A 15693-nucleotide genomic window follows, 5' to 3' on the forward strand; every position below is an offset into this window, starting at 1 on the left:
CAGCGCCGTCTTCCACAAGGGCAAGCCGCTCGAACGGCCTATCGACATCACACCCGAACCGTCGGCAGCTGAGCCTCAAACCGTCGGATCGCAGGTCGCCTGAAACTCACCGATCCACAGGTCTTGACGATATCTCACTCACGGATGTCGAAGAGGTAATTGTGTTTTACCTGCCATGGCCCTCGAGATCCCGCCTTCGGTAGCTGGTCCATCGCGCGCTGGAAGTAGCCTGGTGCGAAATCGGCGAAGGGTTCTTCTTCGACATCTTCCCTGGATGAGCGGCTACGACGGTGTCGTAGCCGCGCGCGTCCATGCAATTGAGCAGGCGACAAACGTATTCCGATACCAGGTCGGCCCTCAAGGTCCACGATGCATTGATATAGCCCATGGTGAACGCCATGGTGGGCACATCGGACAGCAACATCGACTTATAGGTCATCGACTTGCTGACGTCGACATCCTGGCCGTTACGACCAAGCTTGGCGCCCCCAAAAGCCACAAGTTCAATCCTGTTGCGGTAGAAGATGATATCGGCCGCCAACTCGTGACCCGTTCTGGTGAAGCGGTCGATGTTGGCGAACGTTGCAGCATCGTTATGTGCCCGGCGCCGCTGTCGATAACGACGACGTTCTTTACCGGCATAATCAAGGTCTCTGGGCCGGTGCTGAGGTTGCAATATGGGCCCACCGAAGTTCTCCTCGCCGGGAAAGTTTGGTCGGTAACCCGCGTCGTAGTTGTAATAGCCGCTACACATGAAGACGAACCGCGCCTCGAGCTCTAATTCCTCAGCCGTTCCGAACCGCCTTGATGGTCCAGCGCCGGCTGGCGTCCGACCAAGCGGCAGACAAGACCTGGGTACCGAAGTGAATGTGCTCATGGATGCCGTTCTCGGTCGCGACCTCACGCAGATAGTTCTTGATTGTCGGCGCGTCGACAGTGAACCTGGCCGAGTGCCAGGGCTTGAAGGAATCCGAACGTGCACATATCTGAGTCCGACCTGATGCCCGGATACTTGACCAGATCCCACGTGCCACCCGGATCACTTCTGCGCTCTAGAACTACGTACCTATTACCGGGGCAGCGATCCTGCGGGTGCCAGGCAGCGCTGATACCGGAAATCCCCGCTCCCACGACCACCACATCGAACAACTCTGACATGTTAATCGAGGTTAGCAACCCGATGACCTTGTCGCCAAACCGCTCGATCGACTCCGCATCTACTCCGTCGGACCGCCTTGATGCGGCGCAGAAGGTCCGCGCCGCAACGCATCTGCGTGCCACAACGTGTTCTGACCACTTCACTTCCTAGTGAAAGAGGACCGGCATCGTCCTAGCCTTCCCCAAGGACCGTTATTGCCAAACGCAAGCTCGGCTGTCACTGGGGGACTGCACCCCACCGAGATAGTCCCAGAGGGAAATGAGTAGTTTCATGCGAACCCGAAGGTCGGCATCGATCGATGCGGCAGCGCACTTTGTGTGCGAGATCGCCGTGTCGCTACCGTGGTCCGGGTCGCGCGTGCAGCTGGGAGGCCGGAGGCATATTGGGCGGGGCGCAATGCTTGATGAGATCATCGACGTTCTGTCCGACCCGCTCAGGCGCGGTACCTACCGACGGTGGGTAGAGCATGATGTGGTCTAGCACGCCCTCGTAGCGGCGTAGCCCGTTGCGAACCTCGTCAGCGGTGCCGGCGACACCCATGACGTCGATCATGTCATCGGTGACGGCGTTGAACATGGCCTGAAAGTCGCTGCGGGTGAAGGCTTCTCGGATGACGGCACCCTGCTTGGCGAATCCGCAGAAGTCGAGCAGCGGTTCGTAGGTCCTGACCGAGGCGTAGAATGCGATCTGCTGCGCTACCTCGCGACGAGCGATCTCGGGGTCGTCGTGGATGGAGCACATCACCATCGACACGATCTCGACGCCGTTAGGGTCGCGCCCGGTGCGTTGTGCGCCCTTGGCCACCGCAGGCCGCACGACTTCCTCCACATACGCGGTGGTGAAGAGTGGATGCCCGGCCAAGCCGTCAGCGACCCGTCCGGCGGCTTCACACATTCGCGGCCGCACGGCGGCGGTGACGATGGGGATATTGCGCGCAGGGGGTTCTACCGGCCCGGTGGGGACGAGATTCATATTGTAGAAACGGCCCTCATGGCGGACGGGTCCTTCGTGCAGGTTCCAGATGCGCCGGATAAGGGGTACGAGTTCCTCGACGCGCAGGGCGGGGGCGCTGGTATCGGTGACAGAGTGCCAATCGCTCATCATCCGTTTGGTGCCGTTGCCGATCCCGAGCACGACCCGACCACCGGACAGTTCGTCGAGGTCGCGTGTTTCGGTCGCCAAGACCAGCGGACTACGTCCGATGCCGTAGAGGATTGACGACCCGATGCGACACCTGTTCGTCGAGGTTGCCATCGCCGCCATCGAGATGGATCCCGACCGGGTGTAGAACTCGGATGCCCAGACGGCGTCGAACCCGGCCTGGTCGGCAGCCGCGGCGGTGGCCTTCATCGCGGCAAGTTCAGGGGCGACGACTGAAAGTCCATAAGTACTCATAAGTGACGGCTCCATCGTGTGGTAGGTGACAGACGGTGTCAGCGGCTAGTTGACCCGAAGGCGAAAGCCCATCGCCGCCGACAGCAAGCAGGTGTGTCAGCGTTGCCTCAGGACCGCGGTCTCAGTCCTCGACGGCGAGAGCGCCTGTGGGGCAGCACGATACTGCTTCTTCGATGAGTGATCTGTGGCATTCCGGTGGCTCGGGGTTCACGATATTGAGTTGGCCATCGTGCCTGACCTCGAAGAAGTCAGGAGCCAGGCCTTCACACATTCCGATTGACGAGCATCGGTTGCGGTCGACTCTGATCTTCATACCACGCCGCCTTACGCGTTCGGGGTGAAGCGGACGGGAAGGTGATTCACGCCGTGGAAGAACGTGCTGACGGTGTAGCTGGGTGGCCCGCAGACTTCAATATCAGGCAGGCGGTGCAGCAGTTCTCTGAAGAGCGCAGCGAGTTGCTGCCTGGCCAGCTGGTTGCCGAGGCAGTGATGGATTCCCCCGCCTCCGAAGCTCACGTGCGGGTTAGGGTCGCGCGACAGATCGAACTTCTCCGGGTTAGTGAACACGGTGGTGTCCCAGTTGGCCGAGCTGTAAAAAAGTATGATCTTGTCACCCTCGGTGATCTGCTGCCCGCCCAGTTCGCAGTCGCGAGCCGCCGTCCGGCGAAATGTCATGATTGGTGTGGCCCACCGGACGAATTCTTCCACGGCCCCTTTGATCCGTCCGTCGAAATCCTCCATGAGCCAAGCTCTTTGGTCTGGGAAGTCCGTCAATGCTTTCATCGCGTGACTGGTGCTTTGGCGCGTGGTGTCGTTCCCGGCGATCGTGAGAAGTATGAAAAACGAGACGATCTCGTCGTCGGTGAGTTGTTCGCCGTCCACTTCAGCTTGAACGAGGTTCGTCATAAGGTCATCTTCGGGCTGCCGGCGACGTGCGGCGATGATTTCGCGGGCGCCATCGCCCAAGAATCCCATCGCTTGGAACAGGCGAGGTATGACCGGGTCTTCGCCCATCACCTCCGGGTCGCTCCACCCACCGGCATACCGTGACTCCCACGCGATGTCGCGGCGCATCGAGTCCGGCACGCCCATCATGTCGAAGATGTTGTGCATCGGCAGCAACGCGGCGCACTGGTCGACGAAGTCAGCCTCGCCTTGCGGGGCAAGGCCATCGACGACCCGTTTCGCGTTGGCCTCGATCTGGTGACTGGTCAGCCGCATTTGCTTCGGTGTGAATGCGGATGCCAGCAATCGTCGAATCTTGGTATGCCGCGGCGGGTCCATAGCGATGAAGCCTTGCGCGGTGTCGAGCAGTTCCTGCGGGATCGACTCCATCACAATGCCTTGACCAGACAGGAAATCGTCGTGTCGCCGGGTCGCCTCGACAAGTAGCGGGTGGGTGACCACGGCCCAGAAGCCTTGGTCGTCCTCGTCGTCGATCATGGTGTGCTCGACGCGCGGGTGCCAGCTGATGGGGGCGCGTCGGCGCAGCTCCGCGTAGGTCTTCTCACGGTCAGCGGCGGTGCCAGCCCAAAAGGCAGTCGAGGACAGGTCGGCAGAATCATACGAACGTGCTGAACGACGCTCCACCGACGACTTCGGAGCGGAAGCGCTGACAGTCATGAGGGTCCTCCCGAGCTAGTGTCTCCACGCCAGTGTTTACACTTTTCTCTATAAAGTCAACATCCAGACAAAAATCTGCGTTGTGTAAACGGCCTCGCGGGATCTGCGCCCAAATAGCGAAGGGCGATCCGCGAGATCCGCTCACCGGTCAGACTTGCATCGGCAGAAGGAAGCACGACATGGCTCACAGTGAGCCTCACCAGCGCATCGGCGACTTCATGCACGTCATCGGCATCCAGACCTGGAAAGTGCTCGTTGAACCAAGTCACGAGGGCTGCCGAGGATAGCTCCAGCAGCGATGCCGAGGTCGGCAGGAGCGGCAACATACCGGTTGTCTCGGAAACCGTTTTGTCTGTAGGCCGATTTGACGTCAACACCGCCTTCAAGAGCGGGCTCGCTTCCGCTTCCTCGAGGGTGTACGACACCGCGGCGGTGATACCCCCGCGGACATCTCCGGCGTGTTGTGCCGAAACTGCGTGAATGCCGTTCAAGAATCGTTCGCCTTCGGACACAACCAGCGCGTCACCCAGTCCCTGCTTATCGGTGAATTCCTTGTAGAGCGTCGGGCGGGACACGCCGACAAGCTTGGCGACTTCACTCATGCGAACCCGATGCCAGCCCTTCTCGATAGTGAGGTCACGCGCAGCCCTGAGAACTTGCTCACGCATGTGCTGGCGAAACGAGAGGCGAACGGACTCTGTGGACATGGTGAGCAGGATATGCGTCTTGCACAAGTGTTCCGTCCGGGCGGTGGAGGACCACACCTGCTTGCTGTCGAAGATGACCAATCGCCGGTCCCTGCATGATTTCGTTGATGCGGTTCTAACGCCGGCTCGGAGCGTTCGATGGCTTAGTCGGCAAACGCCGGCGTGATAACGGTGGGCGTAAGCGTTGCCAGGACAGTGGCCACGCTTGGTCGTCACCACCAAAGACCACGCGAAGTCGTTCCCCATTCCATGGGCGTCGTAGCGTCCTCGCTCCGAATTCTGCCGCCGCCTGATCCGAGACGCTTGCGCTCGCGTTAGGGCCCCAAACCATCTTCACCGATGACGTGCATGGCACCAAGCGCGACAGGATCCGCGCGAAAAGACCTTGATTGGCTTTCGATGCGCGTCTCATCGGAGTTCGAAATCTGCGATCTCAGGTGCACGCAATAGTTCTCGGTGCCGCTCGGGTGTCCACGGAAACAATTCGGGAAGCCCATCTTTGCCTAGGTACCAACTGTTGCAACCGGTAACCCAAATTGTTTGTGGCATCGCTGCTTTCATGCTGTCGTTGTAGCCCTTGGTGGCCAACTTGGTGGGCGCGGCGGCGACGATGCGGCCCTCACGGATCCGGTTAATCCACCACAGCACATAATCAGCCTGGTCCTCGGCGACCGGTATCAGTGACTGGTTGCCGATCGGCGAATGCGGACCCATCAGCATGAACAAGTTTGGGAATCCGGGCACCGCGACCGACCGATACGCCGTGGGGCCATCGGCCCATGCCTCGTCGAGGGTGAGCCCACGCTCCCCGACCACTGTCAGCGGGCGCACGTAGGCCCGGGCGTCAAACCCGGTGGCATAGACCAGCAGGTCGAGTTCGTGCAAGGTACCGTCGGCCGTGATGACGCCGCGAGGCTCGATGTGGTCGATCGTCTCGTTGATCACCTCCACACCCGGTTGTTGGACCGAACGGTAGAAATGTCCCGCCATAATCTGGCGCTTGCACATCGGCTGATCTTTCGGGGTGAGTTTCGCGCGCAACTGCGGGTCGCGCACCGAGAGTCGCAGGTTCCATCGACATAGCGTCTGAACCAAGCGGCGCTGAAATCCCGGACGGATCGGCGCGCGGCCGAAGATGCGCCTGACCACCAATCCCCAGAACCAATAGCCCAGGCCGTTCAACCTCGGCCACCGCGTCAACGCGGCCTGGATCAGCGGTGAGTAGTGCGGATTGGGCATCGGAAAGACCCACTGCGCAGTGCGTTGGAAGACGGTGAGCCGACTGACCTTGCCCCCGAGTTCGGCAATGATCTGTATGCCTGTCGAGCCCGTCCCGATCAGTCCGACCCGCTTGTCCCGCAAGGTGACGGAGTGATCCCATTCCGCGGAGTGGAACACCGGCCCGGCAAAACTCTCCTGGCCGGGAATGTCCGGATAGCGCGGCACCCGGAGCACGCCGGTCGCGGTGACAAGGACGTCGAATGTCTCTTCGCTGTCGTCGGTCGTGATCCGCCACCGCTCGTCGTCGTATCGGGCGGATATGACCTCGGCGCCGAACTTGATGTGCGGGCGGATGGCCCGTTCGTCGGCCACCTGCTGGAAATAGGCCTGGATCTCCGGCCCCGGCGGCAGCAGGTGCGACCAGTTCGGGTTGGGCCGAAACGAGTAGGAGTAATACCGCGATGGGATATCGCAGGTTAGCCCCGGGTAGGTGTTGTCTCGCCATGTGCCGCCGACATCCTCGGCCTGTTCGAAAATGGTGTACGAGTCAATGCCGGCGTCCTGCAGCTTGATCGCCATGCACAGTCCCGACATGCCCGCACCGATGATTGCGACTTTGACTGACCGTTGTTCCGTCATGTTCATCACTCATTCTTGAAGTGCTACTTGTACTCGGCACTGCCGATCACGCCGATACCGGCGCCGCTACGCACTAAGGCATTGATGCGCGCTTCCGCTCGTTGTCGGCACACGACCAGCCGTCCTACCCGCGCACGCCGGTGCGGCGACCCTTGTTCCGTGCACCAAGCGTTCCCTCCTGCTGCCCCAGTTGCGGACCGCTACACGTGTGGAGCCACCAACAGTGTTAACCGTCGTTAGCGTACCCCTCGAAAATGGCTCCGGTGGGTCAAAAGCCGCGCTGCGTGGACGTTCGGCACCCAGATGCCAAGCTGAATGCAGCGGCCGGCCCAAGGCGGAAATTGTTACGTCAGAGCCGCTCCGGCGGCGAAGAGCGATTCCGTGAGCCGCTTTTCGGCGTCAGGCACACGCTCGGCTGCGGCCGCAGTGGCGGCGGCGCGAGCCCGCAGTGGGGTGCCTGGGTTGTAAGCCATCCGGGCTACTTCGGTCCAGGCGGTCGACACCTCCCGAGCAGCCCTCGACGCCTCCAGGGCGGCTTCGGAATGCAGCAAGTTGGCGATGCTTCGACAGCCGTCGGCCTGCAGGGCCCTGAACAACCCCCCTCCCGTCCCCGCCTTCTCAATGAACGCCCACAGCGCAAACAGGGCGCTTTCGAGGTTGTGATCGTCCAGGGCGTCAGGCCACGCCGCCACGTCGACGGCGAAATGCTCGACACCATCGAGTCCATCCTTCTGTGCCTCAGGGTCGCGAGTGACTGTAAGACCCCGGCTGTCGGTGATTGCCGCCATCGCCTGCGCGCTTCGGATAAGGGCGGGACCGGCGATCGCCGCCAAGTCCGGCGCCGTAGTCGGCCAGTCGACGATGTAGGCGGTGTGACGGGTCGGCACGGGAAAGCCGGTCGAAGACCGTGCCCGACGGAGATCCTCGTAGGGGACCAGTTGGACCGAATCTCGGTCGTTGTCAACGACCAAGGCCACGCCTCGGTCGTCGTCGTAGCCGGTGATGACAATGTCGTGGCGGCTCATGCTCAACCGTGCGCGCAGATAGGGCAGATGAGCAATGTCGGCCCAAACCATCACGGGGGTGCGGCGGTCGAGTTGATCGGTCACCCACTTCCACCCGAGGTCGCCGTCATCGGTGGCGCGAATCTCGAACTGTGCACCGACATTAGTGAGGTATTGCTCTTCGAGATCGGGGCCCCTGCCAACGAGGTACACCGGCGGAAATAACTCGTCGGAACGGGCATAGGAAAAATCCAGCGTGCCGCTCAGCGCGAAAACCAGTCCTTCGCGGGGGGCGTGCACACCCCAACGGAGTCCGGCCCACTCGGTCAGATCGCGGAGGGCACCGGACCCGCAGTGGCCGCCGAGCTCGTGTCTGTAAGGCACCTCTACGCGCGCCATGACGATCCCGTCCTGACGGCCTGCCCAGGGCGTCTAGGGAAATCCTTTGGAGGCAGCCGCGTCGATGGCCGCGGGGCGCGCTGCAAGGGCACCTATCGACCCCGGCTAGTGCTTGTGCACTCTTGCCGGAACTGTTTTCGCAGTTCGCGTTTGAGCACCTTGCCAGCACCTGAGAGAGGGAGCGCATCAACGAACGAGGCTGTACGGGGCGCCTTGTATCCCGCGATCTGAGTCTTACAGAAGTCTCTGAGCTCTTCGGCTGTCACCGAGGAGTTTTCGGTCAAGACGACGACCGCATGAACGCGCTCGCCCCAATTTTCATCGGCAACTCCGATGACCGCGCACGCCGCCACCTCCGGGTGCCTGGACAGAACATTCTCGACTTCCGTCGAGTAGACATTCTCGCCACCCGAGATAATCATGTCTTTGATGCGGTCGACGACGAACACATAACCCCGCTCGTCCATGTAACCGGCGTCACCGGTGTGCATCCACCCATTGCGCAGCGCGGCCGCTGTCTCGTCTGGTTTATTCCAGTAGCCCAACATCACGTTGCCGCCACGCACGACGATTTCGCCGGTATTGCCCGGCGGCACTTCCTTATCGTCAGCATCGACGATTTTGACCTCGGCGCAGGGCGCGGCGCGGCCGGCTGAACGCAATAGGTCCGGATGCTCGTGGTCCTCAGGACGCAGGACTGTGGCTAGGGGGGACAGTTCTGTCATGCCATAACCCTGCATGAATCGCGCCGACCGCACGGTCTTCATCGCGCGCGACAGGACCGCCTCGGAAATCGGCGATGCCCCGTACATCACGTTTCTGAGGCTGGAGAGGTCGTAATCCCTGACGGCGGGATGGTCGACGACCATCTGCAGCATGGTCGGCACTAAAAGGACGTCGGTGACCTGGTGGCGTTCGATGGTCTGGAGAATGGCACTGGGCTCGAAAGTCGAGAGCATCACATGTGTGCCACCCAGGGTGGTTTGCCCCGCCCAGGCGGCCAAGTCCGCGAGATGGAACAACGGCGCAACATGAAGCAGTCGAGCCTCCGAACTCAGAAAGCTTCCCACGCTGAGCATTCCCAGCACGGAGGTCATCAGGTTCGCGTGGCTAAGCATGACGCCCTTGGGTAGACCCGTGGTGCCACCGGTGTAGAACACACCGGCCAGTTGATCGCCGCTGCGCCGCACGTCATCACCGACTTCGCCGCCGGCTATGAGTTCCTCATAGCAGAACATTCCCTCCGGGGTCGGGGCGTTTCCGCAATGAACGACTGCGCGCAGGTCAGGATATGACGCGCGAAGTGCGGGGACTGCTGGACTGAAGGCGTCATCGACAAATAAGACATCGGTTTGGGAGTCGCGCAGGGCGTAGGCAATCTCCGGAGGGCTCCAGCGGATATTGATCGGGTTTAATACCGCGTCCGCCCACGGCACCGCCAGCAGGTACTCATGGTAACGGTCGGAGTTGAGCGCCAGCATGCCGACGCGATCCCCGCGGTTAACGCCAATCGTCCGTAATGCGCTCGCCAACTTCGCGATTCGTTGTGCGGACTGCGCATAGGTCCGTGTTCGATCCGCGTCGATGGTGGCGAGGCGGTCCGGGTGTTGTTGCAGTGCTCTGTGCAAGCCCTGCGTGAGGTACATCACGTCTCCTCCTGAACTCTCAACCGGTGCGGGCCCGGCAATGACACATCCAGTGGCCCCGAGCGCCCTCACGTTATCAGTGGTTAACATTACTGGGGCGCCGATGGATAGCACAATCGTCCTTTGAACTCGACAACTGAGAGCCCACCCAGTCACCCGCCTGCATCGAATCGTCGTCACGTCCCACAATCGTGAATGCTTAGTCACATATGCTGCGACTTGTGGCGGGAACGGTGTTACCAGTCCCCACTTCCAAGTCGACTACTCCAATTAGGTGGCGTTGGAGGCGATAAAATCGAAGACCCCGTCGCAGCCCAGACCTGCACGCCCCGCAGAAGGTGTCGCTGGGACGTCCAAGTGGTCGCCGATGGGACGCCGGCATTGTCGATGGAGACAGTGCCCAGAACACGCGGAAGGACTACCTTGGATGATCCGGTGATTTATGACGTCGTCGATGGGGTGGCCTGGCTGACTATCAACCGGCCCCACTCTCGCAATGCGCTCAGTGTCGCCGTGCGCCAAGGATTATGGGATGGCGCACGTCGGTTCAATGAGGACGCTGACGCGCGCGTACTCGTTTTGACCGGCGCGGGTGAAAAGGCATTCTGCGCCGGCGGCGACCTTAAAGAGATGGCGCACCAGGCGCTGGCGGTTCCGCCACTGGACTTCGCCCCGCAGTTCGGCCGCAACATCGACATCGCTAAACCGACCATCGCGGCGGTCAACGGTGTTGCATTCGCCGGCGGGTTCCTGCTCGCACAGCAGTGTGACCTGATCGTCGCCGCCGAGCATGCCCTGTTCGCGATCACCGAAGTCAAAGTCGGCCGTGGAGCTCCCTGGGCCGCTCCTCTTTCGTGGCTCGTTCCACCGAGAATCGCTCTGCAGATGATGCTCACCGGCGAACCGATCAGCGCGGCCCGGGCGTTCGAAGTGGGTCTTGTTAACGAGGTGGTGCCCGCCGCTCGGCTTAGGGATCGAGCCCAGAAGCTGGGCGCTCTAATCGCTGGAAATGCTCCGCTGTCGGTGCTGGCCGCTAAACAGACTGCGTATCTATCGGCGCGACATCGCCTTGAGGAGGCATACACGCTGGCTGAGAAGATCTGGGAACCCGTGTACCACTCCGCGGACGCGCAGGAGGGCCCACGCGCATTCCGGGAGAAACGGGCACCTGTATGGCGGGGACGCTGAACACGCCGGATGTCTGCGAATGCTCGTGCCAAGGACCGCGCGGCGAGACCGCCGGCTGACTGGCGCGGCGTGCGGGCCCGCCAAGCAAGCCGATTGGCGGCGTGCTTAATCGTGGCCAGGGAGCCATCGACACGAAGCAAATCATTGACAGCCTCTGCTCAGCGAAATCACCCTCCCGAGGACACGCCGAGGCGAGGACACTCCGAGGTTGCGCCTACCGTCGACCTCGGCGCTGCGGCAACGCGTGGCTTGCCCGATCCTCACTGTGCGACTCGCACGGTGGAACGCCGAGAACAGCGTGCCCCATCCGCGCGAGCAGCACCGAGACGCGCTCGGGAGGCATCCCCGTATCGCGATATTGCAACGTCGATTGGATGGCACCGATCGCGCCGTGAACAACGGCGCGCAATTCCGTCTCGTCCAACTCCGGCCTTAACTCGCCCAAAACGTGCACCCACTCTTCAACGTAGAGGCGCTGTTTGCGGCGCAGGCGACTACGTCGATGGTCAGGCAGATTATGGACTTCTCGGTAGTAAACAATGGCGAGTTCGCGCTTCTCCATCACCAGGGCAACGTGGTCGGCTACTAAGGCAGTCAGCGCCTCGCGATCATCTCGGCTTTGTTCAACGATCGCCGACGCCCGTCGCAGCAGCGTGTCAATCACTTGTTCGAACAGTGCCGCCAGCAAGCCCGCCTTGCTGTCAAAGTGCCGGTAGATCGCTGGACCGACGACCCCTGCCGAGATGCCGATATCGGCCATAGAAACAGCGTGATAGCCACGGTCCGCGATGAGTTCGGCGGCGGCCGCCAGAATCCGCTCGCGACGCTCGCCTCCTCGCGTGCGGCCGACGGTGACTGTGTCGGTCACGGTCGACCATCCTTTCGCAGTCGAAGCAGCAATACCTCTTCCGTTCGAAACGCCCACACGTTCCGGGTGATCTACGAACGTTAACACTTCTTCACGATGCCCACTCCCCACGCGCAACTGCCGCGCCATCCAACGTCCATACTGGGAGAGGCCCCGGGGTACCTCCAAGCGCGGCGCGGCTGCAACCACCAAGACAATCAACCCGGATAGATTGCAGTGATCGGCGGACGAGACCTCCTTCATTCGCATGAGTCGTAGATCTGGTGCACCGGAGCGCGACATCTACGCGATGGGTGTTGCAAATCCTTGGGCCTCGCACGTAACGTTAGCCACCAGTAACTGAGGCTGTTGAGCTTCGACGGTTTCTGGACTAATCGGGGCACGCGAAGCACTCCTTGAGGTGGCCACTTGCACGCGACGCCCGAGCCTTGCATTGACTTAAGTCGCGGTCGCGAGTGGGTAGGAAGGGATCGGTTTGAGAGATTCAGTGCCGATCCTCGCGCGAGGAGCCTGGCTGACCGATGCCGCCTATGCGCTTGATCGTGTTGGTGGGCGGCGCAGTCATGCTCCAGGACAATGCTTTCGGCGCGTGCGCTGGGAGGCGAAGACAAAGTTTCGCTCCGATTGTTTCGGAATTCAGCACACGGGCCGCTCGCCCCGTTGGGCGAATGCTTTCCGAATCGTCCGACTGCACAATCGAATTGAGACACCTTGCACCTGCGTGCAACCGCTGTTCGGTTGCCGACGCAATTCGATCCGGGAGCCATCATGACGGATATCGAAGCAACCACCAAACACATAGCCGGGACGGAAGGCTGCGCTGTGCCCAACGATCCGTGGACCACGCCGGAGCGGCTAGCACTGAGCCAGTTGGCGCGATCTTTCGTCGCTCGCGAGATAACACCGAAAGTGACGGATTGGGAGGAGGCAGGTGAAATCCCGCGCGAGCTGCACCGTAAGGCTGCCGATGTGGGACTTCTCGGGGTTGGATTCCCCGAGAACGTGGGAGGCAGCGGCGGCGACGCGATCGATTCGGCGTTGGTAACCGAGGCAATTCTGGCGTGCGGTGGGTCTACCGGCGTGTGCGCCGCGTTGTTCACCCACGGCATCGCGCTTCCGCACATCGCCGCGAATGGATCGGATGCCCTGATCGACCACTACGTTCGCCCCACCCTGGCCGGAGATATGATCGGCTCGCTGGCAGTCACCGAGCCCGGAGCGGGCTCAGATGTGGCGAACCTACGCACACGAGCAGTCCGCGATGGTGACACGTACGTGGTCAACGGTGCTAAGACCTTCATCACGAGCGGTGTCCGCGCCGACTTCGTGACTACCGCGGTGCGTACCGGGGGACCCGGGTACGGCGGAGTTTCGTTGCTGGTTATCGACAAGGGCACACCGGGGTTCAAGGTTGACCGCCGGCTGGACAAGATGGGATGGCGTTGCAGCGATACCGCAGAACTCTCGTTCTTTGACGTTCGCGTTCCCGCTGCGAACCTGGTGGGGGCAGAGAACGGCGGATTCTTGCAGATCATGCAGCAGTTTCAGTCGGAACGACTCGGCATTGCCGTGCAGGCATACGCGACGGCGGAGCGCGCGCTCAAATTAGCCAAGGGTTGGGCGCGCGAACGCCAGACTTTCGGGAAACCTCTGACGGCTCGTCAAGTGATCCGCCATAAGCTCGCGGAAATGGCCAGGCAGGTCGACGTCGCGCGCGCCTACACCCGCGCCGTGATGCAACGGTGGCTGGCCGGGGAGGATGTAGTCACTGAGGTGTCGATGGCCAAGAACACCGCCGTATACGCGTGCGATTATGTGGTGAATGAGGCGGTTCAAATCTTTGGTGGGATGGGTTATATGCGCGAGTCCGAAGTCGAACGGCATTACCGAGATTGCCGCATTCTCGGAATAGGCGGTGGCACCAACGAGATCATGAACGAGATCATCGCCAAGCGCATCGGCTTATAGCTGTTCGGCACTGAATCGGCCCACGACGACGTGTCTGGGCGACCGGCTCCGAAGGAGTTCACATGGACAGGGGTATTGGCAGTTGGGCGACGAAACGGGCCTTCCTGTCCGGCGACCGCACCGCCCTCGTTGACGATAACCGACGGATCACCTTCACTCAGCTCGATGAACGGACCAACCGGCTTGCGCGTGCCCTGCGAGCGCTCGGTGTCCGCAAGGGCGACAGGGTTGGCGGTCTCTTGATCAACAGTCCCGCGTTCATAGAAACGATGCTGGCGGCCGCGAAACTAGGCGCGATCTTCGTGCCCATGAACGTGCGGTTGGCGCCAGCAGAGGTGGCTTACCAGCTGGCCGACTCAGGCGCAGACGTGCTCGTGTATTCCAACCCGCTGGCCCCGGTCGCCCGCGCCGCGGTGTCAGAGGATGGGGTGCGGGTCCGCCACCAAATGGCCGTCGGCGGTGAATGCCTTGCCGGTGAGCTTTCCTACGACGACGTTGTGAACAGTGAAGCGCCCACAGCTGTGGGCTCCGACGTGGCGGGCCATGACATTGCAAATCTGATGTATACGTCCGGGACTACGGGGCGTCCCAAAGGTGTGATGCTCACCCACGACAACCATCTGTGGAACGTCATGAACGCGCTGACAATCGGGCGCGGGCTGCGTGAGACGGACGTGACCGTCGCCGTGGCTCCGATGTTCCACATCGGGGGACTCGGAGTGCACACGCTGCCGCTGCTGCATGTCGGCGGTTGCAGCGTGCTGCTGCCGTCCTTCGATCCGCGACAGACGCTGGCGATGATGGCCCAAGAGCATGCGACAGTGCAATTCATGGTTCCGGCGATGTGGGCCGCGCTGATGAACGTCGATGGATTCGAGGACCACGATTTGTCGGCTCTCGAACTGGCGGCTGCGGGTGGCGCACCGTGTCCGTTGACCGTCATCGAATTCTTCCAAGGACGCAGTCTGCCGTTCCAGGAGGGTTTCGGGATGACCGAAACCGCGCCTATCGTCTCATTCCTCGACGCTGAACACGTTAAGGAGAAGGCCGGATCGATCGGTCGGACGGCTTTTCACGTCGAAGCTCGTATCGTCGACGACGCCGACAACGACGTCCCCGTCGACGAGGTGGGCGAGTTAGTAGTGCGCGGCCCTAACGTATTCGCGGGCTACTGGGGTCTTCCCGAGGCGACAGTGCAAGCTTTTCGTGGCGGCTGGTTTCATACTGGCGACTTGGGCCGCATTGACCGAGAAGGTTTCATCACTCTGGTCGACCGAAAAAAAGACATGATCATCAGCGGTGGTGAGAACGTTTACCCGATCGAGGTGGAGCAGGTCCTCTACCGTCACCATGCCGTGCGCGAGGTCGCGGTTGTCGGTGTGCCGCATCCGCGTTGGGGCGAAACTCCGGTGGCCGTCGTGGCCCTTCAGCAGGATGCCGCCGTCAATGCAGAGGAGCTTATCGATTACGCTCGAGAACGCCTTGCCCACTTCAAATGCCCGTCACGAGTACATGTCGTTCCCGACTTGCCGCGAAACGCCACCGGCAAGGTGCTCAAGACGGAGCTTCGCCTGCAATTCGGCGGGGAGGGGCTTTCAGTTCTGCGTTGAAACGCCGTTCTCTCGGCCAGACGCACATTTGCTTTTCGCCACACCTCGACCACGTTGCGGTACGCAGAATGCGGTCAGCGGCAGCATGGACGTAAATCTTCGCACGCCTGCCGAATCGCTTTGGGTGAGAGTCGTTCATGGGTGGATACGAGTGGCAGCGCAGCGGGATGGCGGATGATCCGACGGTTCGAGGCTCAGCTGCCGACGGTTCGGGTGTGATGTCGATAGGCCGTTCGAGCGGCTTGCCCTTGTGGAAGACGGCGCTG

The 15693-nt window shown here is 61.5% G+C and carries 11 protein-coding genes and 1 pseudogene; 3 read left to right on the top strand and 9 right to left on the bottom strand.

What is annotated here, in order from left to right; translation table 11 throughout:
• Window positions 1–140 precede the first annotated feature (140 nt).
• From AWC17_RS03050 to AWC17_RS03085, 8 genes and pseudogenes are all read right to left on the bottom strand, one after another.
• Window positions 141–1158: pseudogene (locus AWC17_RS03050) on the bottom strand (flavin-containing monooxygenase); the annotation flags it as partial.
• A 337-nt stretch (window positions 1159–1495) separates the two neighbouring features.
• Complete coding sequence (locus AWC17_RS03055; protein WP_007172230.1) at window positions 1496–2554, bottom strand: LLM class flavin-dependent oxidoreductase; 1059 nt, start codon at window positions 2552–2554, stop codon at window positions 1496–1498.
• A 121-nt stretch (window positions 2555–2675) separates the two neighbouring features.
• Window positions 2676–2867, bottom strand: coding sequence for a ferredoxin (locus tag AWC17_RS03060; protein ID WP_007172229.1), 192 nt, complete (start codon window positions 2865–2867; stop codon window positions 2676–2678).
• 11 nt (window positions 2868–2878) lie between these two features.
• A complete protein-coding gene (locus tag AWC17_RS03065; protein ID WP_007172228.1) occupies window positions 2879–4177 on the bottom strand; it encodes a cytochrome P450 in 1299 nt (432 codons plus the stop codon).
• A 56-nt stretch (window positions 4178–4233) separates the two neighbouring features.
• A complete protein-coding gene (locus tag AWC17_RS03070) occupies window positions 4234–4845 on the bottom strand; it encodes a TetR/AcrR family transcriptional regulator (protein WP_046184315.1) in 612 nt (203 codons plus the stop codon).
• A gap of 447 nt (window positions 4846–5292) precedes the next feature.
• Window positions 5293–6750 carry a flavin-containing monooxygenase gene (locus AWC17_RS03075; RefSeq protein ID WP_007172226.1) on the bottom strand — a complete coding sequence of 486 codons (1458 nt, stop codon included), beginning with the start codon at window positions 6748–6750 and terminating at the stop codon, window positions 5293–5295.
• Window positions 6751–7088: 338 nt separating this feature from the next.
• Window positions 7089–8147, bottom strand: a complete 1059-nt coding sequence (locus AWC17_RS03080; protein ID WP_007172225.1) for a BtrH N-terminal domain-containing protein — start codon at window positions 8145–8147, stop codon at window positions 7089–7091.
• A 92-nt stretch (window positions 8148–8239) separates the two neighbouring features.
• Window positions 8240–9793, bottom strand: a complete 1554-nt coding sequence (locus AWC17_RS03085) for an acyl-CoA synthetase (protein ID WP_007172224.1) — start codon at window positions 9791–9793, stop codon at window positions 8240–8242.
• Between the two features lie 387 nt (window positions 9794–10180).
• Here AWC17_RS03085 and AWC17_RS03090 point away from each other — a divergent pair, with 387 nt between their 5' ends.
• Complete coding sequence (locus tag AWC17_RS03090; protein WP_046184313.1) at window positions 10181–10981, top strand: enoyl-CoA hydratase/isomerase family protein; 801 nt, start codon at window positions 10181–10183, stop codon at window positions 10979–10981.
• A 214-nt stretch (window positions 10982–11195) separates the two neighbouring features.
• On the opposite strand, the gene AWC17_RS03095 is transcribed toward AWC17_RS03090, so the two are convergent.
• The gene (locus AWC17_RS03095; protein WP_007172222.1) at window positions 11196–11849 is read right to left on the bottom strand and encodes a TetR/AcrR family transcriptional regulator; all 654 of its coding nucleotides are present in this window, start codon (window positions 11847–11849) and stop codon (window positions 11196–11198) included.
• 768 nt (window positions 11850–12617) lie between these two features.
• On the opposite strand from AWC17_RS03095, the gene AWC17_RS03100 reads away from it, so the two are divergent.
• Both AWC17_RS03100 and AWC17_RS03105 read left to right on the top strand, forming a co-directional pair.
• Window positions 12618–13817 (top strand): acyl-CoA dehydrogenase family protein, encoded by a 1200-nt coding sequence (locus AWC17_RS03100; RefSeq protein ID WP_007172221.1) that lies wholly within the window; start codon window positions 12618–12620, stop codon window positions 13815–13817.
• A gap of 62 nt (window positions 13818–13879) precedes the next feature.
• Window positions 13880–15427 carry an acyl-CoA synthetase gene (locus tag AWC17_RS03105; protein WP_007172220.1) on the top strand — a complete coding sequence of 516 codons (1548 nt, stop codon included), beginning with the start codon at window positions 13880–13882 and terminating at the stop codon, window positions 15425–15427.
• The last annotated feature ends 266 nt before the right edge of the window (window positions 15428–15693 follow it).

It is taken from the genome of Mycobacterium nebraskense, assembly GCF_002102255.1.
In the GTDB taxonomy this organism is placed as follows: Bacteria; Actinomycetota; Actinomycetes; order Mycobacteriales; family Mycobacteriaceae; genus Mycobacterium; species Mycobacterium nebraskense.